This window comes from Leptotrichia shahii (assembly GCF_008327825.1).
Lineage (GTDB): Bacteria > Fusobacteriota > Fusobacteriia > Fusobacteriales > Leptotrichiaceae > Leptotrichia > Leptotrichia shahii.
On record NZ_AP019827.1, the window covers coordinates 1975362 to 1997047 of the forward strand.

At 31.5% G+C, this 21686-nt stretch carries 22 protein-coding genes; 10 read left to right on the top strand and 12 right to left on the bottom strand.

The genetic code is table 11. The features are described 5' to 3' along the window. Positions 1 to 110 precede the first annotated feature (110 nt). From tsaE to F1564_RS09190, 4 genes are all read right to left on the bottom strand, one after another. Positions 111 to 563: a tRNA (adenosine(37)-N6)-threonylcarbamoyltransferase complex ATPase subunit type 1 TsaE gene (gene tsaE / locus F1564_RS09175; protein ID WP_018451019.1), complete on the bottom strand. Its 453-nt coding sequence runs from the start codon at positions 561 to 563 to the stop codon at positions 111 to 113. 437 nt (positions 564 to 1000) lie between these two features. Further along, positions 1001 to 1450, bottom strand: coding sequence for a D-glycero-beta-D-manno-heptose 1-phosphate adenylyltransferase (gene rfaE2 / locus F1564_RS09180; protein WP_040505665.1), 450 nt, complete (start codon positions 1448 to 1450; stop codon positions 1001 to 1003). Positions 1451 to 1838: 388 nt separating this feature from the next. Further along, positions 1839 to 1946, bottom strand: a complete 108-nt coding sequence (locus tag F1564_RS10590) for a hypothetical protein (RefSeq protein ID WP_332102998.1) — start codon at positions 1944 to 1946, stop codon at positions 1839 to 1841. A 62-nt stretch (positions 1947 to 2008) separates the two neighbouring features. Further along, positions 2009 to 2863, bottom strand: coding sequence for an FtsZ/tubulin family protein (locus F1564_RS09190; protein WP_018451022.1), 855 nt, complete (start codon positions 2861 to 2863; stop codon positions 2009 to 2011). A 139-nt stretch (positions 2864 to 3002) separates the two neighbouring features. On the opposite strand from F1564_RS09190, the gene F1564_RS09195 reads away from it, so the two are divergent. Genes F1564_RS09195 through F1564_RS09205 form a run of 3 tightly spaced genes read left to right on the top strand, consistent with a single transcriptional unit; the run spans position 3003 to position 4230 of the window. Then, positions 3003 to 3398, top strand: a complete 396-nt coding sequence (locus F1564_RS09195) for a DUF6017 domain-containing protein (protein ID WP_018451023.1) — start codon at positions 3003 to 3005, stop codon at positions 3396 to 3398. Further along, on the top strand, positions 3398 to 3883 hold the full coding sequence (locus F1564_RS09200; protein WP_018451024.1) for a PcfB family protein: 486 nt from the start codon (positions 3398 to 3400) through the stop codon (positions 3881 to 3883). Before F1564_RS09195 ends, F1564_RS09200 begins: the two co-directional genes overlap by 1 nt. Beyond that, positions 3880 to 4230, top strand: coding sequence for a hypothetical protein (locus tag F1564_RS09205; RefSeq protein ID WP_018451025.1), 351 nt, complete (start codon positions 3880 to 3882; stop codon positions 4228 to 4230). Before F1564_RS09200 ends, F1564_RS09205 begins: the two co-directional genes overlap by 4 nt. A gap of 330 nt (positions 4231 to 4560) precedes the next feature. On the opposite strand, the gene F1564_RS09210 is transcribed toward F1564_RS09205, so the two are convergent. The 3 genes from F1564_RS09210 to F1564_RS09220 form a co-directional block, all read right to left on the bottom strand. Next, positions 4561 to 6663 (bottom strand): heavy metal translocating P-type ATPase, encoded by a 2103-nt coding sequence (locus F1564_RS09210; RefSeq protein WP_018451026.1) that lies wholly within the window; start codon positions 6661 to 6663, stop codon positions 4561 to 4563. 19 nt (positions 6664 to 6682) lie between these two features. Then, positions 6683 to 7132, bottom strand: a complete 450-nt coding sequence (locus tag F1564_RS09215) for a CopY/TcrY family copper transport repressor (RefSeq protein ID WP_018451027.1) — start codon at positions 7130 to 7132, stop codon at positions 6683 to 6685. 454 nt (positions 7133 to 7586) lie between these two features. Next, the gene (locus F1564_RS09220) at positions 7587 to 8522 is read right to left on the bottom strand and encodes a cell division protein FtsZ (protein WP_018451028.1); all 936 of its coding nucleotides are present in this window, start codon (positions 8520 to 8522) and stop codon (positions 7587 to 7589) included. A 350-nt stretch (positions 8523 to 8872) separates the two neighbouring features. Here F1564_RS09220 and msrB point away from each other — a divergent pair, with 350 nt between their 5' ends. The 7 genes from msrB (at position 8873) to F1564_RS10135 (ending at position 14162) form a co-directional block, all read left to right on the top strand. Then, the gene (gene msrB, locus F1564_RS09225; RefSeq protein WP_018451029.1) at positions 8873 to 9946 is read left to right on the top strand and encodes a peptide-methionine (R)-S-oxide reductase MsrB; all 1074 of its coding nucleotides are present in this window, start codon (positions 8873 to 8875) and stop codon (positions 9944 to 9946) included. Positions 9947 to 9970: 24 nt separating this feature from the next. After that, positions 9971 to 10609 (top strand): cytochrome c biogenesis protein CcdA, encoded by a 639-nt coding sequence (locus F1564_RS09230; protein WP_018451030.1) that lies wholly within the window; start codon positions 9971 to 9973, stop codon positions 10607 to 10609. Between the two features lie 108 nt (positions 10610 to 10717). After that, on the top strand, positions 10718 to 11188 hold the full coding sequence (locus F1564_RS09235; RefSeq protein ID WP_018451031.1) for a redoxin family protein: 471 nt from the start codon (positions 10718 to 10720) through the stop codon (positions 11186 to 11188). Then, positions 11189 to 11971 (top strand): response regulator transcription factor, encoded by a 783-nt coding sequence (locus F1564_RS09240; protein ID WP_018451032.1) that lies wholly within the window; start codon positions 11189 to 11191, stop codon positions 11969 to 11971. It begins immediately after the preceding gene. Beyond that, positions 11968 to 13638 carry a sensor histidine kinase gene (locus F1564_RS09245; RefSeq protein ID WP_018451033.1) on the top strand — a complete coding sequence of 557 codons (1671 nt, stop codon included), beginning with the start codon at positions 11968 to 11970 and terminating at the stop codon, positions 13636 to 13638. Before F1564_RS09240 ends, F1564_RS09245 begins: the two co-directional genes overlap by 4 nt. Before the next feature lie 150 nt (positions 13639 to 13788). Continuing rightward, positions 13789 to 13962: a hypothetical protein gene (locus tag F1564_RS10195; RefSeq protein ID WP_018451034.1), complete on the top strand. Its 174-nt coding sequence runs from the start codon at positions 13789 to 13791 to the stop codon at positions 13960 to 13962. A 29-nt stretch (positions 13963 to 13991) separates the two neighbouring features. Continuing rightward, a complete protein-coding gene (locus F1564_RS10135; RefSeq protein WP_154669380.1) occupies positions 13992 to 14162 on the top strand; it encodes a hypothetical protein in 171 nt (56 codons plus the stop codon). Between the two features lie 412 nt (positions 14163 to 14574). Here the strand turns inward: F1564_RS10135 and upp are convergent, their stop codons facing one another. From upp to F1564_RS09270, 5 genes are all read right to left on the bottom strand, one after another. Continuing rightward, a complete protein-coding gene (upp, locus tag F1564_RS09250) occupies positions 14575 to 15198 on the bottom strand; it encodes a uracil phosphoribosyltransferase (RefSeq protein ID WP_018451036.1) in 624 nt (207 codons plus the stop codon). 176 nt (positions 15199 to 15374) lie between these two features. Beyond that, positions 15375 to 15671 carry a PG0541 family transporter-associated protein gene (locus F1564_RS09255; protein WP_018451037.1) on the bottom strand — a complete coding sequence of 99 codons (297 nt, stop codon included), beginning with the start codon at positions 15669 to 15671 and terminating at the stop codon, positions 15375 to 15377. Between the two features lie 102 nt (positions 15672 to 15773). Next, the gene (locus F1564_RS09260; RefSeq protein ID WP_018451038.1) at positions 15774 to 18848 is read right to left on the bottom strand and encodes an efflux RND transporter permease subunit; all 3075 of its coding nucleotides are present in this window, start codon (positions 18846 to 18848) and stop codon (positions 15774 to 15776) included. Between the two features lie 281 nt (positions 18849 to 19129). Next, entirely contained in the window at positions 19130 to 20329 is a 1200-nt protein-coding gene (locus F1564_RS09265) for an efflux RND transporter periplasmic adaptor subunit (RefSeq protein WP_018451039.1), read from the bottom strand. An 85-nt stretch (positions 20330 to 20414) separates the two neighbouring features. Further along, positions 20415 to 21686 carry a TolC family protein gene (locus F1564_RS09270; protein ID WP_018451040.1) on the bottom strand — a complete coding sequence of 424 codons (1272 nt, stop codon included), beginning with the start codon at positions 21684 to 21686 and terminating at the stop codon, positions 20415 to 20417.

The window sequence follows — 21686 nt, forward strand, 5'->3', positions numbered from 1 at the left end:
CCATTTTTTATTTTTTTAATTTCTGACAAGAGGTCTTGATCCCTTGTTACATATTTTTTTATTTTTAAAATTCAAACTTTTCTTTAATATAAACAATTTTATTATAAGAATTATTCAATTTCAAAATCTACTTTTTCTCCATCCAAAAGCGTATAAACTGCGACTTCTCGAGCTTCATCCGAATAATGATTTATCTCAACAAACACAGCATCTTCAGGCATCTCATCCAAAATTTTATCCGCCCACTCAATAATCACAACACTTCCATCTTCCCCAATATAATCCTCAAATCCAATCTCATAAATCTCTTCAGAATCATTAATTCTGTAAACATCAAAATGGTATACAGGCAAATCTCCAGAAGTATACTCAATAACATAAGTAAATGTCGGACTTTTCACATTTTCTGTAATATTATAACATTCACAAATTTTTTTAGTAAACGTAGTCTTCCCAGCTCCCAAATCTCCAATAAGCCCCAGACAGCCTCCATTTTTTAATTTTTCTGCTAAATTTTTTGCTAATTTATCTATCTTATCGAATGTTAATACTTCACTTTTCATAATTTTTCCTATTTCTAAATTTTATTTTATGTTTAACTAAAATTTTTTGATTTTTATATTATAAATTATTTTTTTATAATTTTTATTTGTCTTTTTAACGTAAGGGCATCAAACGCCATGCCCTTTTTCGCAATAGCAGTTATTTTAACATGTATAACTGGTTACTATTTAGAGATAATGGCGAAACGTTCTACGAACTACCCCGCTTTACGCAAAACTTTCTTATAAAGAAAAAATAAAACTCGATTTTGAATTAAGTTTATTTTAACGCGAATAACAAGATACAATCTAAAATTTATTCCAAAATCTCAAACAGTTATTTTTTCTTTAACGAAATTTTGCTTATTATTTTTATTAAAAAAATGTTATGATTTTAAAGTTAATAGTAAATGTTTCCTTTTACATAAAAAAGAAAAACTTAAAAATAAAAATATCCTTTATTTATACACTTCAATAATTTTATTAATAATTTCAGTTGTGGAAATATTATCCACAAAGGATAAAATCTTTACTTCTCCGCCATTTTTTTCAACAATTTTTGTTTCTGGCAAGTCTTCTTTTTTGTAATCTCCACCTTTTACGTGAATATCTGGCTTTAAAATATCTAGCAGTTTTTCTGGTGTCTTTTCATCAAAAATCACCGTATAATCCACAAATTTCGTACCCAAAAGCACAAAAGCTCTATTTGTTTCACTATTTATCGGTCTTTTATCTCCTTTGTTCACTTTAACCGAAGCATCGCTATTTACACCGACAACCAAAACATCCCCTAAATTTCTGGCTTCCTCTAGATAAGTCAAATGCCCAATATGCAGGATATCAAAAACTCCGTTAGTAAAAACTACCTTTTTCCCAGCCTTCTGCAATCTCACTATTTCATTTCTCATTTTATCAGCAGTCAGCAAATTATCCTTAAAACTTTTTTCCAATTTTCTCTCCAATATATTTATCTATTTATAATTATAACGTATTTAATTCATAATTTACTCAATCCCTAAGTTTATTTAATTTTAAAAAAGTTTGAGCATACATCAAATTATACCACATTTTTTTCAAAAAAAGAAAATTTTTCTATTTTTTTTCAACTTTTATTTTTTCTAATTTCAACAATTGTATTTTAAGAAGTTTTAAGCATATTCTCACAATTTTTTTATCAAAAAAGAAAAAGAAGCATAAGCTTACTGCTTTTACTTCTTCTAACATTTATAAAATTTTTATCTATTTTACAAATTAGAATATATTTACTAAAATTGTAATAATCCATTTTCATCAAATTTAAAATCTGGTTCCAAAGCCACTTCCCAATAATATCCCGTCTAAATTACAAAAATACGCATGATATCCACCCCAAAATACATCTTGAGGTTCTTTTGCAATCGTCACTCCTGCTTTTTTTACAAATTCAACAATTTTATCTACATCATCTTTATTTTTTACATCGTATGTTAAAGTAATTCCTTTAAATCTGTTATCAGCATTTCCACTTCAATTTTATCTTCAAGCTCAACATCCATAATGTATCCCCATAGTATATTTATTTGATCTGCTCCAAATTTTTCATTTATAATCATAGTTACTTCCTGTAAATCTGTTAATCCAATATCTGCTCCTGCTGTAATGCTTAACAGTATCTTTCTCGCTTTTGGAAGATTTTTTATAAAAGGGCTGTTTATTATTTGTTCTGTAGCAAGTTTTACCTTATCCTGCCCTTCACCTTTACCAAATACCATTACACCTTCCCCTGAATTTCCTAGCATTATTTTTACATCATCAAAATCAAGATTCACTATCCCTTGTTTTTTTATTAGATTTGTTATAAATTCTATATTTTTTATAAAAATTTCATCTCTTTTTTCAAATAATTTATCAAAAGTTGCACTAGAATCTGCTTCCACTAATTTTTTAAGAGGCAAAACTATAGCAGTATCAGAAACTTCTTCTAATTTCTTGATTTCTTCAGTTACTCCATTTGAATTAATTGATGTAGCAACTACAACCACTGTCAATATTCCCATTGTTTTTGCAACTTCTGAAACAATGCAAGCTATCTCGTTATTCTTCTTTTCAGACATTTCTGTCAAAATAAATACTAAATTAGTATTTTTGAATGCACTCTTCACTTTTTCACTTAAATCTTCAGAAACCAATATTTTTGATCCTACATTCAGTTTATCCAAATTCCCTTGATTTGCATCAATTCCCACAAATTCAACTTCCGCAATCTCTTTTTTCATCATCTTATTCAAGATATCATTTCCCACTGTACCGATTCCGACAACTTTTATTCCAACACCGTCCATATTTTTCTCCTTTATATATAAAGTTTTCTTTTTCCAGATTTTAACATATTTTTACCAAATATATTCTATATATATTTCTACAGAGAATTCCTCCCACCTACCCATCTATGAAAAAGATATATTTTATTTAAGGGATGGAATGGAGGATGGACGTAAAAAAATAAAATCATATAAATCTTGTTTAGAAGAATTAAGAGAAAGTACAGGATATAACGAACACATGAAGCTAGGTAATAAGATTGTTGCTAAAACCTTTGATGAAATAATAAAAGTTTTAGCTGATGTTATGGTATTGAATGCAGAAGATACAGTCACAATAAATCAAACAAAATTACCAGCATATGTTGTTCAAGAGAGATTTAGAGAATTAGATTCTTTGCATATGGAGTATCTTGTAAATGCTTTATCAGAGAACGAATCGAAAATAAGAAATGTAAGAGCTTTTATTTTAACGGCAGCATATAATGCGCCAAGCAATATGGATGCCTATTATACAGCACTTGTTAGTTATGATATGAGGGTAGGAGGTTACTGATGATAAATGAAGAAATTTCTAATAGAGTAGTTAACATTGAAGTTAATGTATTAAAGGCAACTTATCAAGAAATCTTAAGCCAAGTAAAGAAGTTACAACAGAGATCAAAACAACATGGTGGCTTAGATAAACTTATCAAGGCGGAGGGAAATGAAGTAAAACTCAAAGATATGGTTAAGAAAGGTCAGCTTGAAGAAATCAATGTTAAAGATGGTGAATTAAAAGAACTAAAAAAAGAATTGAATAAACATGGTGTTAAATTCTCAGTGATGCAAGATAAGGAAACAGGTACACATGCTGTATTCTTCCAAGCAAAAGATACAAAAGTTATGAATAAAGCTTTTCAAAATGTGCTTTCAAATATTGAAAAGAAAGAGAAAAATAAGGAGTCAATTCATAAAAACATAGAGAAATTTAAAGAGATGGCTAAGAATACTATTTCTAGAGATAAAGTCAAGAATAAACAAAAGGAGCAGGGCCTATGATAGATAAGATACTAAAGGACATCAAAGGCTTATTTAAGGTGCAAGATAAGGCAAAGTTTTTCAAGCAGAACATTCCCTATCTTGCATTTTTCTATGTTGGTAATATTTTTTCTCACCGTGTAAGAGCATATACTGGTGGCGATGTGATAGACAAAATCTTTCAGGGAATATTAGAGCTTAACACCATGAGCTTTATTCCGAGTATTCATCCAACTGATATTTTAATGGGCGTGGGAGTAGCTGCTTTAATTAAGTTTGTTGTCTATACCAAAGGTAAAAATGCAAAAAAGTTTAGGCAAGGTAAAGAGTATGGATCAGCAAGATGGGGAACGACAAAAGATATTTAGAGTGGTTTATAATAAAGTAATGAATGGACATATTCCCAAATACGAGGCTTCCTTAAAATATTAAATTTTATCCATACTGACCACTCAAGCCATGTGGAGACGGTAGTATTATTGTCAAGAAAATAGAATAACAAGCTATAAAACTGTCGAAATAGGTGGCTTTTAGGATTTTAAAAGAAATCAGTTCTATAATAAATTAAAAATCGTGTTGGTAGAAAAATCGTCTACTTCTACCAACACGATTTTACAAAGAGCCAGTACTTACATCTCTTTTTCTCCTGTAAAACTATTGTATCTTGATACTTTAAGGAGTTTCAATCATTCGATCTGTTAACCGTTATTTTTTGGATCTAAACTTAATAACATAGCATTAATGGCGACGATGACTGTTGACACAGACATTAGGATTGCTCCTAATGCAGGGCTTAATGTGATACCAATAGGAGCCAAAATTCCTGCAGCTAGAGGGATAGCTATAAAGTTATAACCAGCTCCCCAAAATAGGTTTTGTTTCATTTTACGAGTTGTTTTGTGTGCTAATTCAATGAATGATTCAATATCTCCTGGATCGGATTGAGTCAATATGACATCAGCTGAATCCAACGCAACTTGAGTTCCAGCACCTATAGCTATACCAACATCTGCTAAGGCAAGAGAAGGAGCATCATTTACACCATCACCTACCATGATAACTTTCTTTCCTTCATCTTTAAGTGTTTTAACTAACTCATATTTGTCTTGTGGAGATTGATTTGATCTATATTCAATCCCTAAATCTACTGCCGCGCCTTGAGCCGCTTTTTCATTATCACCTGTTGCCATAATTGGTCGAATATTGTTCTTTTTAAGAGCTTTAATTAACTCTTTACTCGTTGGTTTTAATTCGTCCCCTAAAGCTACAGCACCAATGGCATCATCGTTTTCTACTAAGACACTAAGAGTTGCTCCTTTTGGAGTATCCATATCAAGATTACGTCCATAGGCTTTTTGACTGATTAATTGGTAACGGTGCCCACCTGCTTTACCCTCTACTCCAGAACCGGAAATCACATCAATCGAATCAAAAGATGCTGGACGTATATTTTGCTGCTCGGCGAAACTTATAATTGATTGAGCAATTGGGTGGCTAGATCCTCCTTCAATACCTGCCAATAAGGCAATGATTTCCTCTTTTGTATATTTGTCATTAAGAAGTTTTACATCTAATACTTTAAATTCACCAGTTGTTAAAGTACCCGTTTTATCTAAAATCATCACATCTGCATCTTGAGCTATTTCTAAGGCTTGGCGGTCTTTTACTAGTAAGCCACGGCTAGCTCCTAAGCTTGTGCTACGGGCGGTTACCAATGGAATAGCCAGACCCAATGCGTGCGGACAAGCAATAACTAATGTAGTAATAGTAAATATAACTGCCGTTGGGATATCTCCAATAATCATCCACACTACAAAAGCAATTAGCGCGACAATAACAGCAATATAGAAGAGCCACCCTGCAACCTTTTGCGCAATACTTTCTGCCCTGGAAGGCTGACTTTGAGCTTGGCTAATTAAAGTCTGTACTTGAGAGATAAAGGATTGATCACCTGTCTCAAGCACTTTAATATAAAGTACCCCTTCTCCATTTGTTGAGCCCCCGATTACTTCATCGCCAGGGCCTTTTTTAACTGCTTTTGATTCTCCAGTCAAAAGAGCTTCATTTAAACGTGATTCGCCACGCTCGATAATCCCGTCTGCTGGCACATTTTCTCCGGCTTGAACACGAATTAAATCACCTACCTTTAAGTCAGCAACTGGTCGTGTTTCAATTGAATCGTCTTCTAATACAACGTGAGCATCTTTCGGCACTAACTTAGCCAATTCTGCTTGTGCGTCTCCTGCTTCTCCAATAGCTTTCATCTCAATCCAGTGACCTAATAGCATGATTAATAGTAATGAAGCAAATTCAAAGAAAAAGTCCATCACGTGTTCACCCGTTACGTAGGTAATGATCACAGCATAAATACTGTATAAATATGAAACACTTAAACCTAAAGAAACGAGTGCCATCATTCCAGGTTTTTTTTGTTTAAATTCGTCAACTGCACCTTGATAGAATGGACGTCCACCATAAATAATTAATATAGTAGATAAAATAGCTACTACAATATCAGAATATGGAAAAGTAAACTGGAATGGTAGTTCAAATCCATGCAAAGGGACTAAGAGCATAATAATGATTCCTAGTGGCAATGACTTTAAGAAAAGTTCCTTAAAGCTTCCGTGATGATGGTGGGCATGCCCACTGTGCCCGCTGTGATCATGCCCAGCATGATGTTCTTGATTTTTATCCTTATGGTCTCCATGTTCATCTGTGATTCCATGCTCGTGTTTTAACTTATCCATGTCGTCATAATCATGGTGATTATGAGACGAATATCTGTTGTCATTATTCATTTTAAATTCCTCCTTATACTTAATGATGATGTAAATGACATTCACATTGTCCTTCTGGACAATTGCAATCCACTTCTTCTAATGCGAAAGATTTTTTCATCTCTAATATTTTTTCTAGTCGATCTATATCATCGAAGCTTAAAACATGATCTTCAATGATGCTTCCTATTACATTTCCGACTTTCTTATTGCAAATACGGTTAAAAATATCTTCTACATAATCCCTTACAGCTTCTTTCTCTTCAATATTGGCAGTGTAAATAAACTTTCTACCTTCTTGCTCTGTATTTAGTACGCCTTTTTCAACTAATCGACCTAAGATCGTTTTGATAGTGGATTGTGTCCAATCCATTTTTTCTTTCAATACGGAAATGATTTTTTTACTAGTTACTCGATCATTTGCCCAAACTACACGCATGACTTCCCATTCTGCATCTGTAATATGAGTATTAAATTCTATTGTGCTCATTCTCCTTTCTCCTAGTTGTCTACAGATGTAAACGAACATGCTCAAAATAAGTATACCATTGTAAACGAATTGTGTCAAGTCTTTTTAATAAATGTAAGCAACGCTTATAGCTTTTTATCTCTCCACTTCTTTTCCATAATAATTTTCATAGTTTTTCCTATATTGAACAAGGTTAGAAAATTGTTCTTTATTTAAAGGGGCTGTCTCAAAATGGTTAAAATTTTGAGTTCAGCTTCTATTTTTTTGTTCAAATTAAAAGCTCTCTAAATTTTTTACAGTTGCATTTAAAGTTGCTTCATTTTAAGGCAGTGCAACACCTGTTTTTATCTGTCCTTCATTTTAAGGTAGCGGAACACCTGTTTTTAAACTTTTTCTTTCAATGTAATTATATCATATCTAATTGATTAGTTAATAGTTTTTCTTTTTTTATTTATAAATTTTTAAATTATTTTTATTAATCGCAAAAATCTGTTGCAATCAAATATACTTTTACATAGCTCCCTTTTTGTTCAAAATCTTCAGGATTTTCAAATTTAGTTTCTTCAAAGACTGTTCCCCATGCGAGAAATAAGGCTGGATTTTCGGAACTTTTGGCTACTGCTGTGACGATTTGGCTGATTTCTTCTAGGCGTATGTCATTTCCTGAGGTTATATTCATTAGTATTTTTCCTGCTCCTTTTATTGAACGATCTAGAAGTGGGGTATTTAGTGCCTGTTCTACTGCTTTTTTTACTCTGTCCTCTCCGTCTGCTTTTCCAAAGCCCAATACTGTTTTGCCTGAATTTTGCAATATAGACTTAATGTCTGCAAAGTCCAAATTTACAATTCCCTGTTTTTTTATTAAGTCCAGTATTCCCTTTACAATTGTTACAAAGGCTTTTTCTCCTTTTTCATAGATATTTGCCATTGGAAGATTTATGTATAAATCATTCAATCTTTGATATGGAATAACTATTATTGTATCAGCGAAATGTTTTAATCTTTCCTTCCCCTTTTTAGCAAGTTTTATTTTATTCAGGTCTTCAAAATCAAAAGGCTTTGATACTATTGCAACCGTTAGTATATTCATAGATTTCGCAATTTCTGCCACAGCTGATGAAAGTAGCGTTCCTGTTTTTTCTCCCATTTCAGCTATTATAAACACCATATCTGCATTTTGAAATTCTTTTTCTGTTTGTTTTCTTAAATCCTCCATCGCTTCAAATGAAGTTATTGACGACACAAATATTTTTTTGGGAGCTTTTGAACTGTCTAAATTCAGCTTTTCCGTATCTATCGTTATAAAATCAGCCTTTACAATGTTATTTAATATCATTTTATTTATTACATTACTTCCTGTTTTTCCCAAAGCCACTATTTTTATTTTTACACCATTTAACGTGTTTTTCATATCAGTCCCCCGACCTCTGCGTTCCTACAAGCGATGTTACCCACTATTTTTCCTCCTAGATAATCTATATTTCAAGACACTATTTATTAATATTTTTCTTTAATCTATTTTTTAATCACAGTTCTTTAATATATCACAAGACCCTTTATTTTTTATTTTAAAAATATTGATTTTATATTTTAACTTAACTCTTTTTTAAAATTATATCAAATTTGATTAGTAAATAAATAAACAAATATTATAAAATTATAGAAAAATATTACTATATTTCATTTTTTTTTATCAATTTTTGGACTATACTATTCTTGTAGATACAAAAAATATTTAAATATAAATCGGGAGGCGGTTTTATGAAATCTAGAAGTCTACTATTATTTTTAATACTATCTTTAGCTTTATTTTCAGTAGTATTATCAAATAAAAATCGTAAAAACAGAAATGAAAATAAACCGAAAAAAGAAAATATGATTCAGACAGGGAACGAAAACATCAGGGAAATCTATCTTGCTGGTGGCTGTTTCTGGGGTCTTGAGGCATATATGGAAAGAATCGACGGGGTAAAGGATGCTACGGTTGGCTATGCGAATGGTAAAACTGAAAAAACGAGTTATAATATTGTCGCATCAACGGATCACGCAGAAACAGTTCACGTAAAATATGACGCGAACAAAATTTCTTTGAGCAAGCTTCTTAAATATTATTTTCAAGTTGTAGATCCTACTAGCATTAATCAGCAGGGAAATGATAGAGGCAGACAATACAGAACAGGGATTTATTATACTAATCCCAAAGATAAAGAAATTATTTTACAGGAAATTGAAGAAGAGCAGAAAAAATATACAGATAAAATTCAAGTTGAAGTTCAGCCTTTGAAAAATTATATACTCGCAGAAGAATACCATCAGGACTATTTGAAAAAAAATCCTAACGGATATTGTCACATTGATGTCAGTAAGGCAGATGAAGTTATTATTGATCCAAAAGATTATCCAAAACCAAGTGACGAAGAATTAAAAAAACGGCTTACTCCACTGCAGTACAGCGTTACACAGAAAAAAAATACTGAACATTCTTTTTCAAACGAGTACTGGGACAATCATGAAGCTGGAATTTATGTGGACATAACAACAGGAGAGCCATTATTTTCCTCAAAAGATAAATATGATTCTGGCTGTGGCTGGCCAAGTTTTACAAAACCTATTTCAAAAGATGTTGTAACTTATGCAAATGATACAAGTTTTAATATGGTAAGGACAGAAGTGCTTAGTCGAAGCGGAAAAGCCCACTTGGGACATGTTTTTGATGATGGGCCTAAAGACAAAGGCGGGCTTCGTTATTGCATAAACAGTGCTTCAATTAAATTTATCCCATTAAAAGATATGGAAAAAGAGCATTATGGATATTTAATAAAATTAGTTCAGTAAAATGAACAGGATAGGAGATAATTTATGTTTAATCAGCCATTACTGGTAGGAAGCGTATTTTTAGGAGGGGTAGCAAGTTTTCTATCTCCATGTATTCTTCCCATTGTTCCTGTATATTTGGGAATTTTAAGCAAAGGAAAAAAAACTGTGCTTAATACCTTTCTATTTATTTTAGGTCTTTCACTTACTTTTGTAAGCATTGGCTTTAGTTTTAGTTTTCTTACGGGAATTTTCTTTAATGACACTATAAAAGTTTTGGCAGGAATACTTGTAATAATACTGGGATTACATCAGACAGGCATCTTAAAATTTAACTTTTTAGAAAAAAATAAATCTGTAAATTTGGATTTAATTGAGAAAAATTCTTCATTACAGGCTTTTTTGCTAGGATTGACATTTAGTCTAGGGTGGACTCCGTGTGTAGGCCCTATTCTTGCCTCGGTGCTTACTCTTGCAGGCGAAAAAGGATCTGCAGTCTATGGAGGGCTAATGATGTTTATATACGTCTTAGGACTTGCCACTCCATTTGTTCTATTTTCCTTTTTCTCTCAGGAATTGCTAAAAAAAGTACGAGCTTTAAATCAATACACAAACTATTTTAAAATCTTTGGAGGATTTCTAATTATATTTATGGGAATTTTGCTAATAATGAATAAGTTTTAATAATTTTATTTTTTAAATTTTATAAAACAATTAGTAATCAAAATAACTTAAAAAATAATTACAAAAAATATTTTAAATTTGCTATAATACAGAAAGGAAGTAATTTTTATGAAAAAATTAATTGTAACAATTGTAACTTTGTTGAGTTTTGGATCGATTTCATTTGGAAATACATTGCAAGGAGTTCAGTTAAAGGACATTAATAATAAACCTGTTTCCCTTAACAAGTACAAAGGTAAGAAAATATATATTAAAATGTGGGCTTCATGGTGTCCTATCTGTCTTTCGGGATTAAGCGAAATTAATTCTTTAAGTGCAGATAAAAGTAAGAATTTTACAGTTATAACAATTGCTTCTCCGGGACAAAAAGGAGAAAAACCTACAGCTAAATTTATTCAGTGGTATAAAGGGCTTAATTACAAAAATACTACTGTTTTGCTGGACGAAAAGGGAGAAGTGCTAAAAAGGGCAAAAGTTTTGGGATATCCTTCAAACATTATATTGGATGGGAACTTGAATATTGTTAAAACTTTGCCGGGACATCTGACTACTGCACAAATCAAAGGAGCTGTTAAATAAGTGTATAGTATTTTAATAATTGATGATGAACCGATTATAAGAAGAGGTATTAAAACCTTTATTGATTTTGAAAAATATAAGATAAGTGATGTTTATGAGGCAGAAGACGGTAATTCTGCCTTTAAGACTTTTTCAGAAGTCTTGCCTGACCTTGTCTTGCTGGATATAAATATTCCCTTTAAAAATGGGCTGACTCTTGCGGAGGAAATGAAATATCTGAAAAGTGATGTTAAGATAGCCATTATTTCTGGATATGACTATTTTGAATATGCTCAAAAGGCTTTAAAAATCGGAGTTGAAGACTATATTTTAAAACCTGTTTCAAAAACGGATATAAATGAAATAATTTCAAAACTTATATATAAGCTGGAAGAAGATAAAAAATATAACGAAGCAAGAAAAATTATTAATAAAATTAGTCAAATTGAGAAATCTGATAAAAATATTTCTCATAGCAAGTATAAAGATATTTTAACAAAAAAAATTGAAGAAAAATACAGCGATATTTCCTTTAACTTAAATTCTCTAGCGGACGAAATGAATTTATCTTCTGGATATTTGAGTTCACTTTTTAAAAATTTGTTTGGTATTCCTTTTCAGGACTATTTGAATAATATGCGGATGGAAAAGGCAAAGCTGCTGCTTTTGACAACAGATCTGAAAAATTATCAAATTGGAGAACTTGTAGGAATGGAAAACTTTAATTATTTCAATTCAAAATTTAAAAAAACTTTTGGAATGACACCGAAAGAATTTAAGAAAAGTGTGCTGGAAAAACTATGAAACTAAAAAGAACTCTGAAAAACTCGATGCTGCTTCAGCTGTTTTTTTATTATATTATTGGAAATCTTCTGTTTGTACTTTTTTTAAGCAGTATTTTTTACTATACTTCAAAATACATCATAATGAACAAGGAAATTGAGTATACTAACGAAAATGTAATGAGTACATCACGTTATATCACACTTTATGTTGAGAAATTACAAAATATAATTAATCTTTTGTCCGTTAATGCGGATGTTAGAAATTTTTTAACATTGGGAAATAATAATTCAAAAAAAAGTATTGAAAAAATGGTTTATTCAATTCTCGATAATAATAAAGGGATAAAAAATATTACTGTGATTGGAAAAAATGGTAGTATTATTTCCAGTGATAAAAATAACGATATGAAAATATCAGCAAATATGATGAAGGAAAAATGGTATGTTGACGCAATAAATAATTCAGATATGCCTGTTTTCAATCCAGTCAGAAAAGATGAAGATTCTTCCATGAACTCTAATTCGTGGTTTTTGTCAATTAGTCGGGATATAAAAAATTCAAAAGGAGAGAATCTGGGAGTTATTGTATTTGATATAAAATATGAAATGTTTGAAAGGTATTTACGTTCTAATGCTTTTGGAAGACAAAGTGACAGCATTATTATAGATAATCATGGCAATGTGATTTATTACAGAGATGTAAAATGTTTTGCTGATAAAAAATGTCTTGAAAAATTTTCAGAAAAGAATAAAAATAAAGATACATATTTATACGAAACACAGATTGAAAATACAAACTGGAATTTAAGAAGCCTTGCAAACACAAATGACCTAGTTACGTTGAAGAAAAATTTTTCTCACATAGTTATCATTATTTTCCTATTTTCACTAGCTTTTTCCTCTATTATTACATTTATCGTAATAACAAAGATTCTAAAGCCTTTAATAAAACTGGAAAATCATATGCAAAACTTTGAAAATAATCTACGGGAATTTCATTTAAGTGAAAAAACAGGCTATGAAATTCAGAACCTTGTGGAACATTTTAATGTAATGGTTGAAAAGATAAAATATTTGCGGGAATATGAAATAAAGGCTCTTCACAGCCAGATTAATCCACATTTTCTGTATAACACGCTAGATACAATCATTTGGATGGCAGAATTTGAAGACAATGAAAAAGTAATCAGCATTACAAAATCACTTGCAAACTATTTTAGGCTTTCCCTTAGCAACGGACACGAAAAAATACCGTTAAAAGATGAAATTATGCACACTAAAGAATATTTATTCATACAAAAGCAAAGATATGAAGATAAACTTTCCTATTTTTTCAACATAGAAGACGAAAGCCTTCTTTCCATCGAAGTTCCAAAAATCATAATCCAGCCAATTGTAGAAAACTCCATCTATCACGGAATAAAAAACCTTTCTGGAAACGGAATTATCACAATAGACGTTTACAGACAAAACAGCACTATCAATATCTCAGTCAAAGACAACGGAATAGGCTTTGAAAAAGCTAAACAGTTCAAAAAGAGCAAAACTGGCGGTGTAGGAATTCAAAATGTCGATAAAAGAATAAAATTCTATTACGGCAAAAATTACGGAGTATTTATAAATAAAGACAGCAAAACCAAAGGAGCGGAAGTAGTTATAAAAATTCCTTTTAAATCAAGTTTGTAATGTATTCTCAATCCCTTTTAAAATCAAAAAATTGAACTCTTGTTTAAAAATAGTTTTTTATAATGTTATTCTAAAAAAAAAAAAAAAAAAAAAAAGACAATTATCATAAAAATGTGTTATAATCCAAAAAAATATAGTGGAGATGATAATATGAAAAAGTTATTTTTGATTGTAATTCTTGCTCTGACTACAGTAAGTTGTGAACTTTTTAGTCCAAGTTATTGGAACAGAGTAACTGAAAGCAGAAGAGAAAATGGAGAAAGATGTTATATAAAAAATGGAAATGCTTATTGTGTAGATAGAGATGGTAATAGGCTTTATTAATAAATTATTTTTGATTGGAGTTGATGGATTTGAAAAAATTGATTTTGATTACTGTTTTGGGAATGGCTGTGGTTAGTTGCAGTCTACTTGATAATGAAGCATATCAGGAAATGAAAAGGGATAGAGCTGAAAGAGGATACCATTGTTATAAGCAATATGGAAATGTTTATTGTGAAGATAAAGACGGAAATAGTTATTAATAAATCATTATGTGAAGAAGTGGAATTTTTGAGATTCTGCTTCTTTTTTGCTTTTGAAGAAGAAAAAATTATTATTATACTAAATCTCGGTTAAATAAGAAATTTATTATAAATTTTTCTAATAAAGAATAACAACTCAATATTTTTAAATAATTAAAATATAATTTTTACTCTTTAAAATCCGTCGGAGCATTTTTCTGTGCTGACAAAACTGTTTGAGCACAGCGAGTTTTTTGGCAGTGCAGAAAAATGTCATAGACTAGCCATAGGTCGTAGGATTTGCGGCAATGAGCAATCCTACAGAAATAAAAAAGAAAAAACATAGTAATATGGAAAAATATTTATTAATTAAAATATACAAAAAATACCCTAATTGTTTTAATTAGAGTATCTTCCTAAAAAATCCATTTTACTATTTTGTTCCAAATATTCTATCTCCTGCATCTCCCAATCCTGGATAGATATACGCATGTTCATTAAGTCCATCATCAATTGCCGCAATGTATAAGTCAACATCGGGATGTTTTTCAGTAAATTTCTTTATTCCTTCAGGAGCACCAATGATACAAAGCACCGTTATGTTTTTTACGCCTTTTTCTTTCAAATAGTCAAGTGTGTAAATCATTGAACCTCCTGTTGCAAGCATTGGATCTACTACGAAAACTTGACTTTCAACAACATTTGTTGGCATTTTTGCGTAATAGTAGACTGGCTCTAAGGTTTCTTCGTTTCTGTAAACTCCCAGATGCCCTACTTTTGCATTTGGAAGAAGCTGCAGTATTCCATCTATCATTCCAAGTCCTGCTCTTAGGATGGGAACTAATGTTATTGGCTTATCTAGAACTTTTGTAGTAGTTTTCTGAATAGGAGTTTCTGTTTCAATCTCCTTGAGCGGCAAATGTTTTGTTGCTTCATAAACCATAAGTCCTGCTATTTCGTTTAGGCTTTCCCTAAAAAGTTTAGTATCTGTATGTTTATTTCTCAAATTTGAAAGTTTATGTTCAATTAGTGGATGTTTCAATTCAAAAACTGCCATTAATAATCACTCCGTTCTTTTTTATATTCAAACTACTTTTTCATTTAATACCCAAATTCCATTTAAAAAACAGAAATTATATCTTATACTGTTTACTGACAAGGAAGCTTGACCTCTTACGAGAAAATTATAATTAATTTACTATTTAATTGGAAGATAGTATAAAATTATATTTTTTACAAAATAATATCTTCAACTGGCATAATAACTGCTCCCATAGAAATCCCTCTGCCTAAGTCTATTTTCATAATTTTTATAATCCGCAAAATTTCTTCTGCATGCTCATCTTCTAGATAAGTAATTAGAATACTATCTGTTCCTGGCCAAACATGTGTATTAAAATGCTTAAAAGTTTTACTCCAGGAGCTATGAACAGTTGGAACTATAAAATATTGATCTATTCCATATTCTCTCAATTCCTCTTTCATTTTTTCAGTATAAAACGAATCAAAATATATCTCTAATCTTTTCACAAAATTCTCCTCTCTACTCTTTATAAATTTAACTTTATTCGATAACTCACAAAAATTATATTTTACAAATTATCGAACATTCCAATAAATCAAAGAATCGAATTATTTAGTATATCCTTTTCGTTCTTCTTCTTTTCCTTGTCTTCTTTTTTCTTCCTTTTCTTTTTGTTTTCTTTCTTTTCTTTCTTCAACCAACGAATACAACACTGGCGTAAAGAACAATGTCAATACCGTACAGAATGAAAGTCCAAACATTACCGCAATAGCCATTCCTTGATAATATCCCGAGCTTCCTTTACTTGAGAATACCATTGGAAGCCATCCCAATACAGTTGTAAGTGTTGTCATTAAAATTGGTCGGAGTCTTGAACCACAGGCTTCTACTAAGGCATCGTGTATCGTCCAGCCTTTTTTCCGCAGTCCTGCAACGAAATCAAGCATTACAATCGCATTATTAACCGCCATACCAAATAACATCAAGATACCGATCATAACGAACATACTAAGTTGTACTCTAGTTATCGCTAATCCTAAAATTACTCCAATCATAGAAAGTGGCAATGTTGTCATAATCATAAGCGGCAAGATAAATGATTCTAGCTGAACTGCAAGTACTGTATAAATCAACACAATCGCAAGTAGCAAGTCTTTCATAATTTGTCCACCCATTTCAGATTGGTTTTTAGCTTGTCCTGCTACTCCAATTTTATATCCTTCAGCTGGATTTGTTTTCTTGAATGACTGTTGAATAAATGCTGCTGCATCGTTAAACCCTTTCGAACTATCCAAGTTTGCACCAATTGTTACAATTCTTGTTCCATTTTCTGTTGAAATAGTTGAAGCACTTTCTTCATACTGCATTGTAGCAATATCCCCTAATCTAACATAAGTTCCTTTATTAGTTTTTATCTCTAAATCCATAATTTTATTCAATGAATTTTTTTGATTTTTTTCTAATTCCAGTACTACATCCAATGTTTCTGTACTTTGAGTTACATCAATCGGATTTGCAGATCCAGAAGCTGTCATAAACAACATTTGAGTAATATCTGTTACAGTTATTCCATAACTTTCAGCTTTTACTCTGTCTACTTCCAGCTTAGCCTGTGGATATCCCCCTTCTGTTGATGACTTAACATCTTTAAACCATGACTGGCTTTTCATGTCAGCCATTATTGCATTTGCTATTCTATTCAATTCTTGTGGGTCATCACCTTCTATTTGAAACGAATAATCTTTCTGCGATGAACGACCTCCTGCTTTTTGCGGTGAAACTGCAAGTGTTACATTTGGTAAATCCTTTAATTTTTCCCTAACACGATTCATTGCTTTCATTGTGTCTTTTTTTACGTCGACATTTATTACCGCTGCATCTTTTGAAGCAAGTACATTTATATCTTTAGTCGCTGGATCCGCTTTTACAACTGCCTCCATTTTATTCGCAATATCTTTTGATACATCTAAATCTAGCCCAGTCGCAAGTGTCGCAACTACCGAATATTGATTATCATCAATTGTTGGGAAGAATGTAGTTTTTACTGTTTTTCCTATTCCAAATACAACTACTACAAATGCTATTACAATTCCAATTACCATTTTCCAACTATTTCCCAATACTTTTGCCACTAATTCTTTATATTTATCCCTAAATGCATTAAATCTATCGGCTTTTTCAGCATTATCTGAGATTTTTTTAACATCTAAAAATAAACTTGAAGCCATCGGAACCCATAACATCGCAACAATAATCGAAGCTGATAACGCAAACATCATTGAAAATGCAATACTTTTAAATACTTCTTTAGTAATTCCTTCAAACAATATAATAGGTAGAAATACACAAACTGAAGTCGCCGTTGACGCCATCATCGGAAGAATTACTTCATTTGTACCCCGTACCGCTGCTACATCTGCTGGTTCCTTATTAATCTGAATGTGATCAAAAATATTATCCAGTGTAACAACCCCGTTATCTACCAGTGATCCGACCGCAAGTGACAATCCCATTAACGAAATCATATTCAATGTTATTCCTTGTGTTGTAAGTAAGAAGAACGTAAACATTGCTGAAATCGGAATCAATGTTCCCACGACTAATGATGCTCTCAAGTTTTTCAAGAATACAAAAAGCACTATAATTGTAATGATAACCGCTTGTATCCCAGAACTTGCAACATTTTTTATTGATTCACTAACTTTCTCACTGTTATCAACTATTATATTATAATTAGAACCTTCTGGAAATAATGGTTTTGCTTCTTTCAAAGTTTCCTTAGCCTTTTTCGCAACCTCTACCAAGTTACCATCTTTACTCTTTTGAATCATAACAGCAACCATTTCTTTTCCATTATATGTTACATACGATGTTGGATCCTCTGTTCCATACTCAACTTTTGCCACATCAGCCAATCTAACCGTTTGATTATTTTGATTTGAAATAATTATATCTTGAATTTGATCAAGCTCTTTTAACTCCCCATCAACTTTTAAGATAAATTCTTTCGTCCCATCAGTTATCGTACCTGCTGGTGTTACTGTATTAGCTGCTTTTATTTTACTATAAATTTCTGCCGCTGACAAATTATATTCCTTCAATCTAGCTGGATCCAACCAAACTTTAATTTGTCTTGTCGCATTACCCATTATAGAAATATTACCAATACCTCTATTTCTTTTCAATCTAGGCTGTAATGTTTCTTCAGCAAACGATGTTATTAACTGTTTATTTTCCCCAGTAATCCCAATCATCAGTGCCATATTGGAGCTACCTGTCGCATCCATTTTTGATACTGTAGGATCTTTAAAGTTATCATCATCTGGCAATTGTCCTTTTATTTTATCTATTTGTGTTTGAACTTGTACTTGTTTAATATCTGTATCTACACCATAGTTAAACTCTATCATAACTACTGATGAACCATAAGAAGATGAAGTTGTTATATTTTTAATTCCATCTACATTTAATGCCGCATCTTCCAGTTTTTTTGATACTTGCGTTTTTACATCTTCCGCTGTTGCTCCCGTCCAAGTGGCATTAATAACAACTATCGGTATATCGAAATCTGGTATTCTCTCCTGTTTCATACCCGTCATCGCTACCCAACCAGCAAAAATCATAAATATAAGTATCATCGTTGTCGACACTACTTTCTTCGTTGCAAATTCTGCTACTGTCATTTTATCTCATACGATTGCAATAACCGTACTCTCCTTTCCATATTTTTTGTCATCCATTTATAAAAGTATAAAAATTCCAATAACCACAATATTTTTCTATACTTGACTTTCCTGTTTTTCTCCACTCTTTTACAAGGGTTCTTGACCCATTATGGTTATAACCTTTTAATTTATTGACTTTTTCATTCGCCTAATATTTTTTGTAAAAACATAATTTTAGTTCTCTATTTATACTCTTTTCCAAAAATTTTTATAGTAAATATTCTCAATATCTATTATTTTTATTGCACAATATTAACTTTTTCATTCGCCTGTACAACATTTTGCCCATCAACAACTAGCTGGTCTCCTGATGTCAACCCATCTCCAGTTACCGCCGCATATTCTTCATTTTGATTAGAAATATTTATCGGTATCATAACTGCTTTTCCATCTCTAATAACATAGACAACTTGCTGAACTCCTCTTACTACAATTGATTTTTTAGGAATTATTAACCCGTCTTCAGCTCCTGTTGCAATATTTGCTTTTCCGTACATTCCACTTTTTAATTCTCTATCAGGATTTGGGAATTTAACTTTTACAATGAATTGTCTGCTGGCTGAATCAGCTGAAGCAGCTATTTCATAAACTGTTCCAATAATTTCTTTACCATTCAGTTCATCAACTTTTACAGTTGCCTGTGCTCCCATTTGAATTTTTTTAACAATTTCCGCTGGAACTCCAATTTCCAATTTCATTTCACTTTCATTAACTAATGTAAATAGCTGTGCTCCTGCCGATACTTGCTGATGTCTTTCCAAATTCATATTTGCAATATATCCGCTAACTTTAGTCTTAATAACTGTTTTACTATTATTGTCATTTGCTGTAGCCAAATCAGCTTGTGCTGAACTCAAACTGTTTTTTCTGGAAGACAATGCATTTACTGCTGTATTATAGTTGCTTCTAGCTGAATTTAAATTAGCTTGTGCTGAACTCAATTTTGTTTGTGCTGTCAAGAAATCTGTTTCTGTTATTAATCTCTTATCATATAGCATTTTATATTTTTGATAATTAATTCTAGCTTCTTCAACTGCCGCTTCTGCTGATGCTATATTACTTCTAGCTGCACTTACATCTCCATGTGCCGAACTGATATTAGATTCTGCCGTTCTCACATTTGAAACTGCCGATCTGACACCTGATCTTGCTGCCTGATTATCAATCGCTACAATAACTTGCCCAGCATTTACATAATCACCATTTTTCCCATTTACTACTACAACTTCCCCGCTCGAAGTCGCTGTATAAGGTATTTCTTCAATCCCTTTTATCGAACCGCTCGCCGTATATCCTAACGACATTTGATTTTGACCAATTACTTGTACTTTTACTGGTCTCGCTGTAGATGAATTTCCTCTTGGTTTTTTCTTTCCACAAGAAACAGTCAGCAATGCTAATATTATCATCACTATAATTGCTTTTTTATTTATCTTCATTTTGCCTCCCAATTTTCTATTTTTATTTTTCAATAATCATTTATAAAAATTTAAAAATTTTAATTATCTCATTTTTTCAATATTCCTAATCTAAAAATGCTCCATATTTAGAAACTAAAAAGTAATAATTCAATTTAGCCTGTGCATAATTTACTCTAGCCTGTCTTAAATTTGTTTCTGATTGCAATAAATTTTCCATTGTAATTAATCTATATGAATATCTTTCTCTTTCTAAATTATAAGATTCTTCTGCTTTTTGGACCGCCAGCTGTAATGCCGCTATACTTTTTTCAAGAGATCTCAATTGATAATAAGTTTTTTTCATATTAGCTTGAACAGCTTCCAAAGTTTGGTCTACTTGAACTGCTGATATTTCCTGAGTCTTTTTCGCATAATTCACATTATTTTTTCTTGTCCCCCAGTCAAATATGTCCCAGCTCCACTTTACTCCAGCTGAAGTCGTAAAATTCCTTGTCTTAAAAATATTTCCAAATTTATCTTGACTTTGTAATACACCATAATTTACCATTCCACTAATTGTCGGTTTAAAGTCAGCTTCTTGTATCTTTATATTTTTTTTGCTTAGATCATTTTGTTTCACAGCCATTTTGTATTCTGTATTTTCTATCGGCAATTTTGCTAAATCTTCATCCAATTTAACTGTTTTTGTAAAGTTATCCTCTACTCCAAATGGAACTATCTCGATTTGCGAACTATTTTTCACTCCAATTAAAATTCCCAATGCTTCTTTTGAAACTTCAATATTTCCTTCCTGTTCCACAATTTGCGCTTCAATGGACGCCACGCTTCTTTCTGCTTCAGTAAGCTCTGGCTGAGTAGTCATCCTCAAATCATACAATTCTTTTTGTGTTTTTAAATTCTCATCTAACGTTTCCTTTGATTTCTGCAATACTCCCAACGTGCTCATTGCATTATAAACATCAATATATGCCTGAACTGTACTTAAAACTGTATCTTTTTTCACTTTATCCAGACTAAGCTGCGCCAACGTCAATTTTTCTTTACTAATTTCATGATTCAACTTCAATTTTCCACCTGTATAAATAGGCTGTGATAATGTTAAATAATGTTGATAAGCCTCTCCAGTTCTATTAAATTTTTTATCTAAATGCCCTTGAGCACTTCCCGAATAGCCTACTGTAAAAAATTTATTTGCCCAGGCTCTATCCACATCTATTTTCTCTTGTTCTGTTTTTAACATCTCAATCTTAATATCTTTATTATTTTTAATTGCCATTTCTGCCGCTTCTTGTATTGTTATTTTTTCCGCAAGACTTGGGATTGCAATTATCAATAATAATGACATCACTATCATTCGCAATTTATTTTTTTTCAT

Bases quoted from the DNA above. Each gene is read 5' to 3' on its own strand.
- tsaE (WP_018451019.1), bottom strand. From the start codon at position 563: ATGAAAAGTGAAGTATTAACATTCGATAAGATAGATAAATTAGCAAAA.
- rfaE2 (WP_040505665.1), bottom strand. From the start codon at position 1,450: ATGAGAAATGAAATAGTGAGATTGCAGAAGGCTGGGAAAAAGGTAGTT.
- F1564_RS09190 (WP_018451022.1), bottom strand. From the start codon at position 2,863: ATGGACGGTGTTGGAATAAAAGTTGTCGGAATCGGTACAGTGGGAAAT.
- F1564_RS09195 (WP_018451023.1), top strand. From the start codon at position 3,003: ATGGAGGATGGACGTAAAAAAATAAAATCATATAAATCTTGTTTAGAA.
- F1564_RS09200 (WP_018451024.1), top strand. From the start codon at position 3,398: ATGATAAATGAAGAAATTTCTAATAGAGTAGTTAACATTGAAGTTAAT.
- F1564_RS09205 (WP_018451025.1), top strand. From the start codon at position 3,880: ATGATAGATAAGATACTAAAGGACATCAAAGGCTTATTTAAGGTGCAA.
- F1564_RS09210 (WP_018451026.1), bottom strand. From the start codon at position 6,663: ATGAATAATGACAACAGATATTCGTCTCATAATCACCATGATTATGAC.
- F1564_RS09215 (WP_018451027.1), bottom strand. From the start codon at position 7,132: ATGAGCACAATAGAATTTAATACTCATATTACAGATGCAGAATGGGAA.
- F1564_RS09220 (WP_018451028.1), bottom strand. From the start codon at position 8,522: ATGAAAAACACGTTAAATGGTGTAAAAATAAAAATAGTGGCTTTGGGA.
- msrB (WP_018451029.1), top strand. From the start codon at position 8,873: ATGAAATCTAGAAGTCTACTATTATTTTTAATACTATCTTTAGCTTTA.
- F1564_RS09230 (WP_018451030.1), top strand. From the start codon at position 9,971: ATGTTTAATCAGCCATTACTGGTAGGAAGCGTATTTTTAGGAGGGGTA.
- F1564_RS09235 (WP_018451031.1), top strand. From the start codon at position 10,718: ATGAAAAAATTAATTGTAACAATTGTAACTTTGTTGAGTTTTGGATCG.
- F1564_RS09245 (WP_018451033.1), top strand. From the start codon at position 11,968: ATGAAACTAAAAAGAACTCTGAAAAACTCGATGCTGCTTCAGCTGTTT.
- F1564_RS10195 (WP_018451034.1), top strand. From the start codon at position 13,789: ATGAAAAAGTTATTTTTGATTGTAATTCTTGCTCTGACTACAGTAAGT.
- upp (WP_018451036.1), bottom strand. From the start codon at position 15,198: ATGGCAGTTTTTGAATTGAAACATCCACTAATTGAACATAAACTTTCA.
- F1564_RS09260 (WP_018451038.1), bottom strand. From the start codon at position 18,848: ATGACAGTAGCAGAATTTGCAACGAAGAAAGTAGTGTCGACAACGATG.
- F1564_RS09265 (WP_018451039.1), bottom strand. From the start codon at position 20,329: ATGAAGATAAATAAAAAAGCAATTATAGTGATGATAATATTAGCATTG.
- F1564_RS09270 (WP_018451040.1), bottom strand. From the start codon at position 21,686: ATGAAAAAAAATAAATTGCGAATGATAGTGATGTCATTATTATTGATA.